This is a genomic window from Vicingus serpentipes, from assembly GCF_007993035.1.
Lineage (GTDB): Bacteria > Bacteroidota > Bacteroidia > Flavobacteriales_E > Vicingaceae > Vicingus > Vicingus serpentipes.
Genome location: NZ_VOOS01000002.1, coordinates 133,729 through 151,079, shown reverse-complemented (window position 1 = coordinate 151,079; position 17,351 = coordinate 133,729). Strand labels below are relative to the sequence as shown.

The 17,351-nt window shown below is 30.5% G+C and carries 15 protein-coding genes; 11 read left to right on the top strand and 4 right to left on the bottom strand.

Translation table 11 applies throughout. The features are described 5' to 3' along the window. The 3 genes from hrpB to FRY74_RS04615 are packed head-to-tail and all read left to right on the top strand — an operon-like array spanning position 1 to position 5,203. Positions 1 to 2,490, top strand: coding sequence for an ATP-dependent helicase HrpB (gene hrpB, locus FRY74_RS04625; RefSeq protein ID WP_147099102.1), 2,490 nt, complete (start codon positions 1 to 3; stop codon positions 2,488 to 2,490). 5 nt (positions 2,491 to 2,495) lie between these two features. After that, positions 2,496 to 4,232 carry an ABC transporter ATP-binding protein gene (locus FRY74_RS04620; protein ID WP_147099100.1) on the top strand — a complete coding sequence of 579 codons (1,737 nt, stop codon included), beginning with the start codon at positions 2,496 to 2,498 and terminating at the stop codon, positions 4,230 to 4,232. Further along, a complete protein-coding gene (locus FRY74_RS04615; RefSeq protein WP_147099099.1) occupies positions 4,232 to 5,203 on the top strand; it encodes an oxidoreductase family protein in 972 nt (323 codons plus the stop codon). The genes FRY74_RS04620 and FRY74_RS04615 overlap by 1 nt, the downstream gene beginning before the upstream one ends. On the opposite strand, the gene FRY74_RS04610 is transcribed toward FRY74_RS04615, so the two are convergent. Beyond that, positions 5,181 to 6,098, bottom strand: coding sequence for a DMT family transporter (locus FRY74_RS04610; protein WP_147099097.1), 918 nt, complete (start codon positions 6,096 to 6,098; stop codon positions 5,181 to 5,183). The two genes, FRY74_RS04615 and FRY74_RS04610, sit on opposite strands and share 23 nt — an antisense overlap. Before the next feature lie 113 nt (positions 6,099 to 6,211). Here FRY74_RS04610 and FRY74_RS04605 point away from each other — a divergent pair, with 113 nt between their 5' ends. Beyond that, complete coding sequence (locus FRY74_RS04605) at positions 6,212 to 8,473, top strand: CotH kinase family protein (protein ID WP_147099096.1); 2,262 nt, start codon at positions 6,212 to 6,214, stop codon at positions 8,471 to 8,473. Between the two features lie 51 nt (positions 8,474 to 8,524). Here the strand turns inward: FRY74_RS04605 and FRY74_RS04600 are convergent, their stop codons facing one another. Beyond that, positions 8,525 to 9,034, bottom strand: a complete 510-nt coding sequence (locus FRY74_RS04600) for a hypothetical protein (protein ID WP_147099095.1) — start codon at positions 9,032 to 9,034, stop codon at positions 8,525 to 8,527. Positions 9,035 to 9,164: 130 nt separating this feature from the next. On the opposite strand from FRY74_RS04600, the gene FRY74_RS04595 reads away from it, so the two are divergent. Then, a complete protein-coding gene (locus tag FRY74_RS04595) occupies positions 9,165 to 9,317 on the top strand; it encodes an SsrA-binding protein (protein WP_147099093.1) in 153 nt (50 codons plus the stop codon). Positions 9,318 to 9,338: 21 nt separating this feature from the next. Continuing rightward, on the top strand, positions 9,339 to 10,973 hold the full coding sequence (locus tag FRY74_RS04590) for an ABC-F family ATP-binding cassette domain-containing protein (RefSeq protein WP_147099092.1): 1,635 nt from the start codon (positions 9,339 to 9,341) through the stop codon (positions 10,971 to 10,973). Positions 10,974 to 10,977: 4 nt separating this feature from the next. Here FRY74_RS04590 and FRY74_RS04585 read toward each other — a convergent pair whose 3' ends face one another. Next, entirely contained in the window at positions 10,978 to 11,427 is a 450-nt protein-coding gene (locus FRY74_RS04585) for a KTSC domain-containing protein (RefSeq protein ID WP_147099091.1), read from the bottom strand. A gap of 129 nt (positions 11,428 to 11,556) precedes the next feature. Here FRY74_RS04585 and FRY74_RS04580 point away from each other — a divergent pair, with 129 nt between their 5' ends. Both FRY74_RS04580 and FRY74_RS04575 read left to right on the top strand, forming a co-directional pair. Next, on the top strand, positions 11,557 to 12,060 hold the full coding sequence (locus tag FRY74_RS04580) for a GNAT family N-acetyltransferase (RefSeq protein WP_223265824.1): 504 nt from the start codon (positions 11,557 to 11,559) through the stop codon (positions 12,058 to 12,060). Positions 12,061 to 12,276: 216 nt separating this feature from the next. Continuing rightward, positions 12,277 to 13,653 (top strand): adenylate/guanylate cyclase domain-containing protein, encoded by a 1,377-nt coding sequence (locus FRY74_RS04575; RefSeq protein ID WP_147099088.1) that lies wholly within the window; start codon positions 12,277 to 12,279, stop codon positions 13,651 to 13,653. Here the strand turns inward: FRY74_RS04575 and FRY74_RS04570 are convergent. Then, positions 13,642 to 14,100 carry a TspO/MBR family protein gene (locus tag FRY74_RS04570; protein WP_147099086.1) on the bottom strand — a complete coding sequence of 153 codons (459 nt, stop codon included), beginning with the start codon at positions 14,098 to 14,100 and terminating at the stop codon, positions 13,642 to 13,644. The two genes, FRY74_RS04575 and FRY74_RS04570, sit on opposite strands and share 12 nt — an antisense overlap. 84 nt (positions 14,101 to 14,184) lie before the next feature. Between FRY74_RS04570 and FRY74_RS04565 the strand changes: the two genes are divergently transcribed. From FRY74_RS04565 to FRY74_RS04555, 3 genes are all read left to right on the top strand, one after another. Continuing rightward, a complete protein-coding gene (locus FRY74_RS04565; protein ID WP_147099084.1) occupies positions 14,185 to 14,625 on the top strand; it encodes a hypothetical protein in 441 nt (146 codons plus the stop codon). A 542-nt stretch (positions 14,626 to 15,167) separates the two neighbouring features. Then, positions 15,168 to 16,877, top strand: a complete 1,710-nt coding sequence (locus FRY74_RS04560; RefSeq protein WP_147099082.1) for a SpoIIE family protein phosphatase — start codon at positions 15,168 to 15,170, stop codon at positions 16,875 to 16,877. A gap of 12 nt (positions 16,878 to 16,889) precedes the next feature. Then, a complete protein-coding gene (locus FRY74_RS04555) occupies positions 16,890 to 17,342 on the top strand; it encodes a hypothetical protein (RefSeq protein WP_147099080.1) in 453 nt (150 codons plus the stop codon). Positions 17,343 to 17,351 lie beyond the last annotated feature (9 nt).

Sequence of the window (17,351 nt, the reverse complement as noted above, 5' to 3'; positions counted from 1 at the left end):
TTGAGTTTCGATTATCAATCAATAGACTTACCAGTTAAAGAGGTTATTCCTAATATTCAAAAAGGATTAGCTAATTCTTCTACGCTTATAGTAAAAGCACCTCCAGGAGCAGGAAAAAGTACATTAGTCCCTTTAGCATTACTAAATGATACTTGGCTAAAAGGTCAAAAAATTATAATGCTTGAACCAAGGAGATTGGCAGCAAAAACAATAGCAAACCGAATGGCTGATTTACTAGGAGAAAATGTAGGTGAGACTGTTGGTTACCGTATTCGTTTTGAAAATAGAATTAGTGATAAAACTAAATTAGAAGTTGTTACAGAAGGAATTTTAACCAGAATGATTCATCAAGATAATGGGTTAGAAGGTGTTGGGTTGGTTGTTTTTGATGAGTTTCACGAGCGTAGCATACATGCTGATGTTGCAATGGCTTTATGCAGAGAGGCTCAGGAAGTATTAAGGCCTGACTTAAGAATATTAGTAATGTCGGCAACATTAGATATGCCTGAATTAGCTAAAATGCTAACAGCAGAAGTTGTTGAAAGTAAAGGGAGGCAATACCCTGTAGAAATAAAATATACGGGAGATAGCGACTCTTTTTTACTACCTGAATTAGCTGCAAGAGCAATTAAAAATGCTTTGACTGAACAAAAAGGGGATGTATTGGTTTTTTTACCTGGGCAAGGAGAGATTAAAAAATGTGAGCAGATTTTAAAACAAAGTTTAAGTGGAGTTATGATTCACCCGCTTTATGGACAATTACCTCCATACCAACAAATGGCAGCCATTATGCCAAACAAAGAAGGTAAAAGAAAAGTAGTTTTAGCTACCAATATTGCAGAAACTAGTTTAACTATAGAAGGAATTAAAATTGTGATTGACTCCGGTTTTGAACGAGTTGCTAAATTCAATCCTAATTCTGGTTTATCAAGATTGGAAACGGTACAAATTTCAAAAGATTCAGCCGACCAACGTGCTGGTAGAGCAGGAAGATTAAGTGAAGGAACTTGTTATAGAATGTGGACTACAGCAACTCAATCTCGATTAGATGAGCATGGAATACCTGAAATTGAACAAGCTGATTTAAGTTCTTTGGTTTTAGATATGGCTCAATGGGGAATAAGTGATCCGCAACAGCTAACATGGTTATCACCTCCTCCAAAAGGACATGTCGCTAAAGCATCTGATTTGCTTCATGAATTAGAGGCTTTAGAAGAGGGGAGAATTACACAGCATGGAAAGCAGCTTCATAACTTACCAACTCACCCAAGGATTGCACAAATGTTAGTTAAAGCACAAGAAAACAATCAATTAGCTTTAGCTACAGATATAGCTGCAATATTAGAAGAACGAGATCCTTTGCCAAAAGAATCAGGTATAGACATCAATTTAAGAATTGAAGCTTTAAGAAGATTTAGAAGAGATAAAATAGGTGGAAAACAATTTTCAAGAATAGAAAAGATTGCTAATCAATACCGACAATTATTTAAAATCGAAGCAAATAATAACTCTATTGACGATTTTGAGACAGGTTTATTATTAGCTTATGCTTATCCGGAAAGAATTGCATGCGCTCGACCTGGAAATAATGGGCAATTCCAAATGGCAAATGGAAGATTGGCTTCTGCTGGTCATAAGGATGATTTAGCACACGAACCCTGGTTGGCTATTGCTAATGTAAATGATAAGTCTGGAATGGGTAAAATATTTATGGCTTCACCTATCGACCCTAAAGATTTAGTAAGTTTAGTAAAGACTAAAGAAGTTATAACTTGGGATACTCGCTTAGGTGGATTAATAGCAAGTAAAGATTTAAGAATAGGAAGTATTATTTTAAAAAGTACGCCTTTAGCAGCACCGGATGAAAGTCAGTTAATAAAAGCTATTACAGAAGCCATAAAAAAAGAAGGCAAAACATTATTAAATTGGGATGAAGACATTGAGCAATGGCAAAATAGAATATTATCGCTTAGTCAATGGGATAAATCTGAACAATGGCCAGATGTTTCTGTAGAGAAATTATTAGAAAACAATGAAGTTTGGTTAAGTCCCTATTTAAATAAAGTTAAAAAACCAGAAGATTTAAAGAAAATTAATCTAAAAGAAGTTTTGCAATATAGTTTAGATCAAAAATTACAAGAAAAGCTAAATTTATTAGCTCCTTCAAAAGTTGAAGTTCCTAGTGGTTCTATGATAAAGTTAAATTATCAAGCAAATGCTTCTGCACCTGTGTTAGCTGTTCGTTTGCAAGAGTGCTTTGGATTAACTGAAACACCTACAGTTAATAATGGTAAAACAAGTGTTTTGATGCATTTGTTGTCACCCGGATTTAAAATTGTGCAAATTACAAGCGATTTAAAGAGCTTTTGGAAAACTGGTTACTTTGATGTTAGAAAAGATCTTAGAATGAAGTATAAAAGACATTATTGGCCTGAAAATCCATTAGAGGTAGAAGCTATTAAAGGTTCAAGAAAAAGAAATAACAATTAAGAAATATGAGTAAAAATAAAGTATCTATTGCAAGTGTATTCAAAACTATTATTTGGCCACGTAAAAAATTACTTTTTGTAGGGTTATTACTTATTGTAATAAGTCGTTTGGCAAGTTTGGTATTGCCTGGAGCATCAAAGTACTTAATGGATGACGTAATTGTAAACAAAGATTTTGATAAACTCTACACCATTATTTTATGGGTTGCAGGCGCAATTGTGGTTCAGGCTATTACTTCATTTGCTTTAACTCGGTTACTAAGTGTTGAAGCACAACATTTAATAGCTCAATTAAGAGTTAAAGTTCAGCAAAAGGTATTGAGCTTGCCAATTAACTTCTTTGATAATAGTAAATCTGGTGAATTAGTTTCTCGAATTATGAGTGATGTAGAAGGAGTGAGAAATTTAGTAGGAACAGGATTGGTTCAATTAGTTGGAGGGTCATTAACTTCTATTATTTCACTTATTTTATTAATTAAAATAAGTCCAATGATGACGGCTTACGTGCTAATTCCTGTAGCTATTTTTGGTTTTGTAGCTATGAAAGCTTTTGGTTTTATTCGTCCAATATTTAGAGAGCGTGGTAAAATAAATGCAGAAGTTACAGGCCGATTAACGGAAACATTAAACGGTGTAAGAGTTGTAAAGGGCTTTAATGCAGAACAACAAGAAATTAAAGCCTTTGAAACAGGAGTGAATAAATTGTATAACAATGTAAAAACCAGTTTAACATCTACTGCAATTGTAACTAGTTCAGCTACTTTATTGCTAGGTTTAGCTTCTGCTGGAATTATGGGGATAGGTGGTTATATGATTATGAATGATGAATTAACTTTTGGAGACTTTTTAGCATTTACCTTGTATTTAGGATTTATGATTGCTCCAATAGTACAAATGAGCAATATTGGTAGTCAGTTAACAGAAGGCTTTGCAGGATTGGATAGAACGGAAGAAATTATGAATATGGAATCTGAACATGATTTAGCGCAACGTGTCCATGAGTTAAAAGACTTGAAAGGAGATATTAAATTTGAGAATGTTTCTTTTGCTTACGAAGAAGATAAAGAGGTAATTAAAAATATTTCTATAGACGCGCCTCAAGGTTCAGTAACAGCTTTGGTTGGCTCTTCTGGTTCGGGCAAAAGTACTATTGCAAGCTTAGTTTCCTCTTTTTTAATTCCAGATTCAGGAAAAATTACAATAGATGGACATGATTTAGCTACAGCTACTTTAAATAGTTACAGACAACATTTGGGAGTGGTGTTGCAAGACGACTTTTTATTTGAAGGAACTATCCGAGAGAATATAACTTTTCCAAGACCAAATTCTACTGAGGAAGCAATACAGGAAGCTGTAAAAGTTGCTTATGTAAATGAATTTACAGACCGTTTTGAGTTAGGTTTAGAAACCGTAATTGGAGAAAGAGGTGTTAAACTTTCTGGTGGGCAACGCCAACGTATTGCTATTGCTAGAGCTGTTTTAGCAAATCCAAAAATATTAATATTAGATGAAGCGACTTCTAATTTAGATACCGAAAGTGAAGCATTAATTCAAGAGAGCTTGTCTAAATTAATGGAGGGTAGAACCACTTTTGTAATTGCTCACCGATTAAGTACTATTCGTAAAGCTGACCAAATTTTGGTTGTTGAAAATGGCGAGATTAAAGAGAAAGGAAATCATAATGAGTTGATAAAGTTGAAAGGTAGATACCATGAGCTATTTACTTATCAAGCAAGGATTTAATGAATAAAAAGTTTGAAGAAATAGTTGAGAAGTTATTTAATGCTTCATCAATAAAAGAACTTGAAGTTGTACAATCGCTTTGGAGTGGTTATGGTAAACTTTCAAGACTTGAATTAATAGGTAGTCAAACTAAAACGGTAATTGCTAAAAACATTATTCTTCCAATTCAAGCTAACCACCCTCGTGGATGGAATACAAATAACTCACATCAACGAAAAGTAAAATCTTATAAAGTAGAATCCTATTGGTATACTAATTATGCAAACAACAGCAATGAAGATTGTCGTATTGCAAAGCACTATTATTCTGCTGAAGAAAACAATGAACTGCTCATCCTTTTAGAGGACTTAGATGCTTCTGGATTTCCTATCAGAAAGTCAAGTTTAAACAAAAATGAAATAAAGATTTGTTTAAAGTGGCTGGCTAATTTTCATGCCATATTTATGAATACAAAACCAACTAATTTATGGGAGGTTGGAACGTATTGGAATTTAGCAACTCGTCCAGATGAGTTAGAGGTGATGAAGAATATTGAACTAAAAGAAGCAGCGCATTTAATTGATGAAAAATTAAACAGCTGTAAGTTTCAAACCTTTGTTCATGGCGATGCTAAAGTTGCCAACTTTTGTTTTAGTAAAGATTTGAAGTATGTTGCAGTAGTTGATTTTCAGTATGTAGGTGGTGGTTGCGGAATAAAAGATGTCATCTATTTAATGGGAAGTTGTTTAAGTGATGATGAGTGTGAAAAACATGAATCTGAATTACTTGATTTCTATTTTAAAGAATTAAAACAAGCTTTACTAAAAAATAATAGCTCAATAAATTTTAGTGAACTAGAAAAGGAATGGAGGTATTTATATCCAATTGCTTGGACTGATTTTACACGGTTTTTGTTAGGTTGGATGCCAACTCACCAGAAATTAAACCGTTATAGTTATCAATTACTAACTAAAACGCTTGAGTTAATTTAGTTTTTCTTCTAAATCGAACAGAGTACACAATTAATCCTAATAAAATAAGGCTTGCCCCAAAGTATTCTCTATCAGTAAATCCTTCAGCTAAAACAAAGTAATTGGTAATTGAAGCAAAAAGAGGTTCTAAAGAAAATATTAAAGCCGTATAAACCGTGCTGACATATTTTTGAGCCCAAACAGTTACAAAAAAGCAAAATGTTGTACCTAAAATACCTAGATACAAAACATTAAATATTGCTTCTTGTTTTAATAAAATTGGAGGGAAATTTTGAAAAGATTGGCTGATAATTAATCCGATAAGTGAAGCTAAAAATGCAAAGAAAAATTGGTAAAATATTAATCCCATAAAATCGACCTTACGCACATAATGACCAGATAAAACAAGATGAAAAGCACAAATAATTGCTGCTACAAAAGTAATTATGTCTCCAATATTAATTTCTCCAAAAGTTGATTTTATAGTTAAATAAAATAACCCAACAGTCACAATAGAAATTGAGACAACTTGCTTCTTGGTAAACTTTTGCCATCCTAAAAAATACATTAAAATAGGAGCCATAATTACAGCTGAACAACTAATAAAAGCACTATGGTTTGATGAAGTGAAAATTAAGCCTGTTGTTTGAATTACATAAATTGCTCCCAATAATACTCCTAAAATAAAGCCATATATAAGTGAAGTTTTATTAAGAAAAGGTTTGTAATCTTTTTTTAAAAATAGATAAACTCCTAAAATTAAAACGGCAATTAAGTTTCTTAAAATAGAGAGTAAATAGGGGTCAATTATAGTTGAAGCTCCTTTAACAATACTAAAGGTTGTACCCCATATTAAACAGCATAAAAATATGGCTCCAATGGGTAAAAAATTCGTATGTTTTTTAAGCAATTCCATTTTGCTGCGAAAGTAAACATATCCGGATTTGATTTATCATTAAATAAAAAATATAATTATAAAGAAGGATATAGTTTTTTGTGTCGTCTAAATAATTATAAATAAAAATAATTATGAAAAAAACTTTGTTAAAGGGACTGTTGATTGGCTTAATATCAATTTCTTCCAATTTAAAAGCACAAGATTTATATGATCTAGATAATGTAACTTCAATTGAATTAACTTTTTGGGATGCAAATTGGAATTCAACTTTAGATACTTATTACAATAATGATCTTGGTGAACGACTATTAGCAACAGCAATTATAAATGGAATTACGTTTGACAGTGTAGGTGTAAAATATAAGGGAAACAGTACTTATAGTTCATCAAATTTTAAAAACCCTCTAAATATTGATTTAGAATATACCATTAAACAAGATTATGATGGATTTACAACATTAAAATTGTCCAATATAGGTAAAGATCCATCTTATGTTAGAGAAGTCTTATCATATAAGATAGGAAGACAATATATGGATATGCCTTTGTCCAATTTTGCTACAGTTACAATAAATGGAACTTATTATGGTGTTTATAGTAGTTCAGAATCTATTAACAGTGATTATCAAAAAAGATATGTACATGCAGGTAAAAATAATACTCGTTTTAAATGTAATCCTCCAGCAGGGGCAGGACCAGGTGTGACAACATTACCTACATTAGAATATTTAGGAACAGATAGTAGTTTGTATTATGATAGCTATGAATTAAAATCTGATTTTGGTTGGGCTGAAATGCCAACTTTTACTAATAACCTACTAAATAATACTTCAAATTTAGAATCCTTTCTTGATTTAGATCGAGCAATTTGGATGTTAGCTTTTGATAATGTAATGGTAAACTTAGATAGTTATATTGGTGCATTTCAACAAAACTATTACTTAATAAAAGATGATAACGATAGAATGCTTCCAATAATTTGGGATTTAAATGAAAGCATAGGTGGATTTACAATGATTTCTAGCGGAGTTGGTCCTGGAGGAGGAGGTGTTACTTCTTTAACTCAAATGGATATGTTTTTAAGAGATGGTGATACTCAATTCCCACTAGTAAAAGCTATTCTTGATAATCCATCTTACAAAAAAATGTATGTTGCGCATGTTAAGACTATAGTTGAAGAAAACATAACAACTAACAACTATTTTACAGATGGGCAAGCACTGCAAGCATTGATTGATGTTGATGTTCAAAATGAACCATCTCCATTTTATAGTTATTCTTACTTTAATACAAATCTTACTTCGGCTGTTGGAACAGGGCCAAATGCTAAATATGGTATTTCTCAAATTTTAGATGGGAGAAAAAGCTATTTACAAGGATTAACGACATACAATTATGTTGCACCAACAATCTCAAACATAACTACACCAGCTACAGTAAATGGAAATTCAACAATAACAATTACTGCAGAAGTTAATAATACGCCAACTTATGTTTATTTAGGATACAGATTAACAAATCCTGATGTTTTTCAAAAGGTAGAAATGTTTGATGATGGAGCTCACAATGATGGTGCTGCTGGTGATGGTGTTTTTGGAGCAGATATTACAATTGGAGCGTCAGAAGTTGAATACTATATTTATGCAGAAAATAGTCAAGCAGGAATGTTTTCTCCAGAAAGAGCTGAGTTTGAATTTTATACTTTAGCGGTAGGTTCTGATGTTGTAATAAATGAATTATCCGCTTCAAATGCTACAATTCATGCAGATGATAATGGAGAGTTTGATGATTGGATTGAGTTTTTTAACAATACAACATCAAGTATTGATATTAGTGGTTATTATTTATCAGATGATGCATCTAATTTGACACAATGGACTTTCCCTACAGGAACAGTAATTAGTGCAAATGATTATCTAATTGTTTGGGCTGATAAAGACACTTTACAAACAGGATTACATGCTAATTTTAAATTATCGGGGAGTGGAGAATCTCTTTATTTATCTGATGCTACTGGGAATGTGATAGATGAAATTTCATTCTCAACTCAAACAACTGACGTAACTTATGGTCGATTTCCAAATGGAACAGGTCCTTTTACACAAATGAATCCAACCTTTAGTTCTTTTAATAACAATAATCCGATAGGGATAATTGAAAATGAAGTTATGAAAAATGATTTTGAAATATACCCTAATCCAACAAATGATATTTTAAATATTGTTTTTGAAAATAACGAAGATACTGAATTTGAAATATACAATTTATTAGGAACAAAAGTTTATACTTCAAAATCTATAAGTCAACAATATCAAATTAATATTGCAACATGGGGTAAAGGTATTTACCTAGTTAAAACAAAAACTAAAGTTGGAAAGGTAATGGTTAATTAAACTTAACTTTTAGTTAGTAATAAAAAAGACGCACAATTGAGTGCGTCTTTTTTATTTTATGATAAATATTTTATCAAAAGTTTGATTGTAAACCGTTTTTGGTTTCTTCAAAAAGTATAATCGATATTCACTAATATCTTTTTGTAAGAAATGATCTTCAAATAATTGTTCTTCTTTTTTCTTAAAATAATTACCTCTTCCTACAAACTTTAATTTCTCAAAAGTAACTACGTATTCTTTTTCTTTAGCTAGATAAACAATTGAAACATCTCCTTTAAAATCGTTATCGTTCACAATTTTATGAACTCCAGCAACACCCGTAATTTTAGGGTTTGTAGCATGTGGTTTTAAAACTGCAAAAATTTGATCGTTTATTATTTTGAATTCGTTAAACAATTCAGAATCTTCAAAATATTTAAACACTTGCTCTTTAGTTTTATCTGTTTTATAAGCTTTACTCCAGCTAATTTTACTGTCTGCTAAATAAAAGTTTTCATCTTGAGCTTGACTAAGTAACGATAACGTTAAAAATAATAGGGTAGACGTTAAAATAAATTTCATAATGTGAGTTTGAATATAAACGAAGTTAACAAAAAAACTTCTTGTTCAAATTTTAGATAGTATATCTAAGAATATCTCTAAATTCGCAAAATTGAACAATCAACAGACCTGAAAAGGCAAAATAATATCTATGAAAAGTTCATTTTTTAAGCTATTAGCAAAACTAAACAAAGCTTTGCTGCCTAGTTTTACTAAACAACGTCTTGATTTAAGTAAAGCATCTAAAATTCAACTTGCTATTTTTGGATGGAGACTTTATGTTACAAAAAGAGCTTTAGATTAATTTTTCTTTAAAATATAAAATATGATTTCAGTTGACGGGCTATGCGTAGAATTTAGTGGAGATACTTTATTTAAAGATGTTTCTTTTGTTGTAAATGAAACAGATAAAATTGCCTTAATGGGTAAGAATGGTGCTGGAAAATCTACAATGATGAAAATTATTGCTGGAGAACAAACCCCTACAAAAGGTAAAGTAAATTGTCCAAAAGATGCAGTAATTGCTTATTTGCCTCAGCATTTATTAACAGAGGATAATTGTACTGTTTTTGAGGAAGCTTCCAAAGCCTTTAAGCACATTTTTAAAATGCGCGACGAGATGGATGAATTGAACAAGCAACTTGAAACCAGAACCGATTATGAGTCTGATGAATATATGTCGCTTATTGAAAAAGTAAGTGACTTAGGAGAAAAGTATTATGCCATTGAAGATATAAATTACGATGCTGAAGTTGAAAAAGCTTTACAAGGATTAGGTTTTAAACGTGAAGATTTTCAAAGACAAACTAAAGAATTTAGTGGGGGTTGGAGAATGAGAATTGAATTAGCAAAAATACTTCTTCAAAAACCTGACTTAATACTTTTAGATGAGCCAACTAACCATATTGATATTGAATCAGTTATATGGCTTGAACAATTTTTAATTAATAAAGCAAAAGCTGTAATTGTAATCTCTCACGATAGAGCATTTATAGATAATATAACTAATAGAACAATTGAAGTAACAATGGGTAGAATTTATGATTATAAAGCAAATTATAGCCATTATTTACAATTGAGAGAAGATAGAAGAGCTCATCAAATTAAAGCTTACGAAGAACAGCAAAAAATGATTGCTGAAAACATGGCTTTTATTGAGCGTTTTAAAGGAACCTACTCAAAAACTAATCAAGTAAACTCTAGAGAAAGGATGCTGGAGAAATTGGAGATTATAAAGGTTGATGAAATAGATACTTCAGCTTTAAGATTAAGATTTCCTCCTTCAATAAGATCTGGTGATTATCCAGTAAAAGTTGAAGGATTATCTAAAAAATATGAAGATCATGTAGTTTTTAATGATGCCAATTTTTCTATTTCTAGAGGAGAAAAAGTTTCGTTTGTAGGGCGAAACGGTGAAGGAAAATCAACAATGATTAAAGCCATATTAGGGGAGATAGATTATGATGGAAAATGTGAGTTGGGTTATAATGTTAAGGTTGGTTATTTTGCTCAAAACCAAGCATCTTTATTAGATCCTGATTTAACTATATTTCAAACAATAGATCAAATTGCAGAAGGAGATATAAGAACACAAATAAAAAACATATTAGGTGGTTTTATGTTTGGAGGTGATGATATTGATAAAAAAGTAAGTGTGCTATCGGGCGGTGAAAAAACAAGGTTGGCAATGGTTAAATTATTATTAGAACCAGTTAACTTGTTAATACTTGATGAGCCTACAAATCATTTAGATTTAAAATCGAAGGATGTACTAAAAGAAGCATTAAAAGCTTTTGATGGTACGTTAATATTAGTTTCGCACGATAGAGATTTCCTTAAAGGATTGTCAGAAAAAGTGTTTGAATTTAAAGATCAACGTGTTATAGAACATTTTGAAACTATAGATGCTTTCCTGCATCGAAATAGAATTGAAAGTTTAAAACAAATTGATTTAAAATAGTTTTCTAGACTAATTCATTGTCTTTTTTCGATTTTCTATAAACAAACGAATTAAAAATGTTTCTTTTAGCAAATCTAAATTGCTTATCAGAATTTATTAGCTTGGTGTAAAGATTTTTTGAGATACCAAAATACTCATATGTAGTTCCATCTAAAAAAGAAACCTCCAAAACTTGACCTTTAAGTTTAAAGTCAGCAATACCAGAAGTGGATAGTGTTGTGTTGTATGAATCTAAATTACTAGCAATAGTTTCAGGAGCAATGCTTATTAAAAAATGGTAACCATCAATAATTTGACGACTTTTTGTTTCAGCTTCAATTGCTTTTTCATCCCCTTCCTGAAACTTGTCAGGATGCCATTCCTTTACTAAATTTCTATAGGTTTTCTTTATTTCAGCTAACTCTATAGCTCCTTCAACTTGAAATAATTTTTTATATTCAGTAATACGTTTCATCGCAATTTTTTTATGGTCGGTAAAACTAGTGTTTTTAATTACTATAATCGTATATATCCTTTATAATAGTAACAACCTTTATTTTAAAGTTAAAGCATTGTCTTGATTTATTATTTTTGATACATGAAAATGCAGAAATCTACTTTAGCTCACTTAGAGGCCATCATGTCAATTATCGATGATGCTCAGAAGCATTTAGCTAGCTTAAATATTGATCAATGGCAAGATGGGTACCCTAGTGAAGAACAAATAAAACTTGATATTGAAAATAATGACAGTTATATTGTGATTGATGAAGCTGAAAAAATAATAGGCACAACTGTTTTTACTACTACATTAGAACCAACTTACAATAAAATAGAAGGTAAGTGGTTGACAGAAGGTAACACAAAATATGGTGTAATTCATCGACTAGCAGTTAGTGATGATTATAGAAAATCTGGATTTGCAAGATTTGTATTTGATTATTGTGAAAAAAAATTAATCGAACAAAGAATAACTAGTATGCGAATTGATACCCATAAAGACAATATAGGAATGCAGGGATTATTGAAGAAAATGGGGTACAAGTATTGTGGAGTTATTATCTTAACAAGTGGTGCTGAACGATTGGCATTTGAAAAAGTGTTTTAAATAGTTTATTTCAACTAAATTGTATAAGCCATACTTGTTTTTATAGTGTTATTACTAATCAATCTATATAAATAGGTTAAAGTTTGAAAGTGTTTGTTTACAAACTTAATAAAGCAAGAGATGTATAATAAAAAACATCCTATTACTTCTAGTAAAGCTCTTTAAAACAACTTCATATAATGAAATTGTTCGGTATAAGTTTATTAAATTTGAAATATGTCTGAAATTCAAGATCTCATATCGAAAAACAATGATTTAATAAAAACCAATCAAAGGTTAAATGAACAAATTAAATCCCTAATTCTTAAAAATGATGAATTAACTGTATCTGTTAATGAACTAGAAAAGCAACTTAAAAAAGGAAAAAAGAATGAAGACGAGAATAACTTTAAGGTAAAAGGAATTACAGCTTTATTTATCGAAATTCAAGGGCATAAAGATATTATTGATGATGCATCATCATCAGAATCGCTATACGACAAATTGGATGAAATTTATATTAAATTCAATGAAATTGCCCAAAAACATAAAGCAGAAAGAGTTAAAGTAATTGGTGATTATTATGTTTGTGCTGGTGGAATTGCAGAGAAAAACTCAACTAATTCTATTGACATTGCGCTAATTGCATTAGAGATTAGTGATTATTTAAATACGATTTATCAATCTTATGAAGAACAAGGCAAGGCCTTTTGGAACTTAAGAATAGGTATTCATTCAGGCAATGGAATTGTAAATGTAAAAGGGCAAAACAATAAATCTTATACCTTAACAGGAGAGGTTATAAATACTTTGCCAAGAATTGCATCAATGAGCGAACCGGGTGAAATTTATATTTCAGACTATACTTATGAGTTAATTAAAAGTTATTTTAATTGCGATTATGTAGCCGAATTACCAGCTAAATATAGAGGTAGTTTAGGTTTGTATAAATTGAAAAGAATTAAAAAAATATATTCAGAAGACCGTAAGGTTGGTATTATTCCAAATAGGGATTTTATGTTAAAATACCTTATGCGTCAGTTTACTGATATTGAACGAAAAGTGTTGGATTTTTTACAAGAGAAACTACCAGAACATTTACATTATCATAATTACTGTCACACTATTGATGTAGTTAATCAAACCGAGTTAATTGGCATAGGAGAGGGGGTTTCTGATGAACATTTATTATTATTAAAAACTGCTGCTCTTTTCCATGATAGTGGTCATGTAATACAAAGTCCTAATCATGAGTTTTATAGTACAGAAATAGCTAGAGAATGGTTGCCAAAATATGGGTATTTACCCAACCAAATAGATACCATATGTGAAATAATTATGGCAACTCAATTACCACCAGAGCCTAATAACTTATTAGAAATGATTATCTGCGATTCTGATTTAGATTATTTAGGAAGAGCTGATTTTATTCCAGGTTCTAATGCTTTATTTGAAGAATTAAAAGCACAAAACATTCTATCAGATTTAAACGAATGGAATAAACTTCAAGTAAAATTTTTGAGTAATCATCAATTTTTTACTGCAACCTCACAACGATTAAGAGAGGTAAATAAACAAAGTCAAATAGAAAGAATTGAAAAATTAATTGTTTAAAACAACATAAGCATTTAGAGAAGTAGCAATTAATAGCCAAATAAAGTAGGGGAGTATAAGTAAGGATTTAAGCTCTATAGTAGACCAGTAATTGATAAGAAAATAGGTTATAACTAAAGTAAGACTTATTATAATTACTAATCCAAGAATTGCATTATGGAAATAAAAGAATGTTGGATTCCATCCAACGTTAAGCAACCATTGAATAATAAAAATTCCAATTAATAAGTTTTGATTGTCTACAGCTTTCCATAAATAAGCCATATAAAAAGAAAAAAGGATCATAATTAAAGTCCAAGCAGCTCCAAATGCCCAGCCTGGAGGAGTCCATGGTGCTTTATTTAGTTCTTGATACCAATCAGAGGGAACACCTTTACCAGTAAACAAACCTCCTAAACCCAATGCTGCAAAATTAATTACCAAAAAAATTAATATTCTTATAGCCATATTTCAAATCTAATTATTATAATTTATTTAAAAAACTACTTATATTACTAATTAAATATATTGAATTATCATTAATATATATTTATGTCAAAAAAAATTAATTTAATATTAAATGAAGGCGAAACGCTATTAAACACTTCTAAGGCTTCTTTAAATAAAGCACTTCCTTTTATAGCGAATACTATTTTTTCATCTGCAAAATTTGTAGCAACAGGTATACCTTCTCATTCTAAAAGAAAAAAAATTGATAGATCATTGTTAGAAATCTATTTAAGTCTTACAAATAAAAGACTATTAATATGGAAAACTACTTGGTATGGTCAACCAAAAGAATTATGGTTATCTATTGATTTAAATCAAATCAAAAAAGTTGAGTTAAAATTCACAAAAATATTTTGGGAATTACCATCTATAAAAATTGAGTTATATTCTGGAGAAAAAATTAATTTTTGGAGTGCTAAGATTTATAAAAGAAGGACAACTAATTTAATTACCAAATTAAAAGAATTGATAAGTAATTCTTAGTCTTGTATTAAAAATAAAAGATGATATAATAGTTTAATTTATAGTTATTTACCAATAAATTTTAGCAATAAAATAACTACGGCTAACATTCCAATAGCCATAAAGATTAGCAACACAAAAGTACGTCGCTGGTTCCATAATAATTTTCGATTAATTTTCCGCCCTATATAATACCAAACTCTCATTCTACTAATTTACATAAATCATTTGTCATTTTTTGATTAAATGTCTAGCTATAAGTTAGTAGGGGAGTGTAGTTAATTTATTACCTTAGCTACATCAAAAACTTAATCTACATATTTCTCTTTCTAATCTCCTTTAATGGGTTTAGCCAAAATGATTCGTTAATCAATGAGTTATTTAACAAAAATATTAATAAAATTGAAGAGGCAAGTGCGACAAAGAATAAAGAGTTAATAAATGAAGTACTAAAAACTCCGCTTTATGGAAGTGAGAAAAACGATTTTATTGACTTCACTAAAAAGCAGTTACAAAAACCTAACTTAAGTTTTACTCAAGAGGTTTATTTAAATCATCAATTAATGAGGTTTTATGTAGCGGTAGAAGCTGATTTTGATGAGTCATTTACCTATTTAGTTCATATATTAAAAATATTAGAGAACAAAGAAGATCATATTTTATACCCTTTAATTATTGGAGATGCTTACTTTATAGCTTATTGGATTAATCAAATACAGTACGACCTTGTTAAGGCTGAAGATTACATTACAAAATTGATAAAGCATGCCACTAAATTTGATATGAAAAAGTTGTTGATTAAGGCAAAAATGGGGGATGCTGAATTAACACAACATAAAGGTAATTTAGAGCAAGCGATAAAAAAGTTTAAAGCCATTGAAAAGGATATTATTTCAGCAAATGATTCAATTCAATTAAATAGGCTTTATTTACTATTATCTAACTCATATACAGTAAAAGAAGATAATGATTCTGCATTTGTTTTCGCTAGAAAAGCATACGATGCTGTACCTACAGATAACATTCAATTAAAAGCTTTTAGCACTATCCATTTAGCTCGTGGATATTTAAAAAACAATAAAATTGAGCAAGCAATAGAATTAGGAAAAGAAGCCTTAAATGTTGTAGAAGATTTAGAAGCTAAAAAAGAAATAAAGGATATAAATTACTTTTTAGCTGAAGCTTATAAAAACAATACCAACTACAAGTTGGCTTTAATGCATTTAGAAAAATACATGGAATTAGATAAAGAGCAAGCTTCTTTATTATCGGCAGCTAATATATCTAATTTAGAGGCTCAATTATCTAACGAAAGGCATGGCTACGAACTTGAAATTAAACAAGTAGAATTAGACAAGCAAGAGCTAGAAATTGAAACCAAGAACAAACAATCCCTTATTTTAATCGTTATCTTAATTCTAGCTGCAGGATTTATTATTGCAATTGTTCGTAGTTATGTTTTAAAGAAAAGAGATGCTGAAATTATTTATCAGCAAAAAATAATAGTAGAAGAAAAAAACAGAGAAATAACCGATAGTATAGCTTATGCAAAGCGAATTCAATCGGCAATTTTGCCCCCTGTAAAACTAGTAAAAGAATACCTCGAAGAATCATTTATCTTGTACAAACCTAAGGATGTAGTGGCGGGAGATTTTTACTGGATGGAGCATACTAATGGAAAAGTTTTATTTGCCGCTGCAGATTGCACTGGACATGGTGTTCCGGGAGCTATGGTCAGTGTTGTTTGTAACAATGCTTTAAATAGAAGTGTTAGAGAATATGGATTAACAGATCCGGGTGAAATTCTTACCAAAACAAGAGAAATTGTAATTCAAGAATTTGAAAAGTCGGAAGAAGATGTAAAGGATGGTATGGATATCGCTTTGTGTAGTTTGAAGCAAGAATTTAGTGGATGGAAGCTTCAATATGCAGGGGCTCATAATCCGTTATGGATTATTAGGAACAATGAGATAATCGAAACCAAAGCAAATAAACAACCTATAGGGAAGTTTGATAATCCAGAACCCTATACAACCCATATTTTTGATTTGCAAGAAGGAGATACCATTTATATCTTCTCGGATGGATACGTAGATCAATTTGGTGGAGAGAAAGGTAAGAAATTTAAAGCTAAAGCTTTTAGAGAGTTACTGCTAGGTATTCAAGATAAAACTATGGAGCAACAGAAAACCATTATTGATGAAACCTTTGAAGAATGGAGAGGTGCTATAGAACAGATTGATGATGTTTGTGTGATAGGAGTTAGAATATAATTATTTTAAAAAATGTCGATTTTAGAATTATTTAAAGTCCTTTATTTGAAGGATGCTCAACTTGGGATGGAAGAGAAGGTATTGTTGGAAGTAGATAAAACAAGGGTTGAATCTTACGGTAATGGACCTCAAACAACTGTATTTAATAACTGTAAAATTATTGTAACAACAGAGCGCCTAATAATTGCACAAAAAATGCTTTGGAGCAAGAAGTACAGAGTACATTATTTTGTAGAGCGCCTAATAATTGCACAAAAAATGCTTTGGAGCAAGAAGTACAGAGTACATTATTTTGTATGGTTTAACCTTGCTGAACAAAATAATGGAGTTAAAAAAGGCATGGTCAATTTAAGTTGTGCAAAAGAAAAATGTATTTCTGAAAATAACTCCATTACAATAATACCTATCGATACTTCGATAATAACTAAACTACAGATTTTGAACTTCAACACTAAGTTGCCCTAATCTTAATGG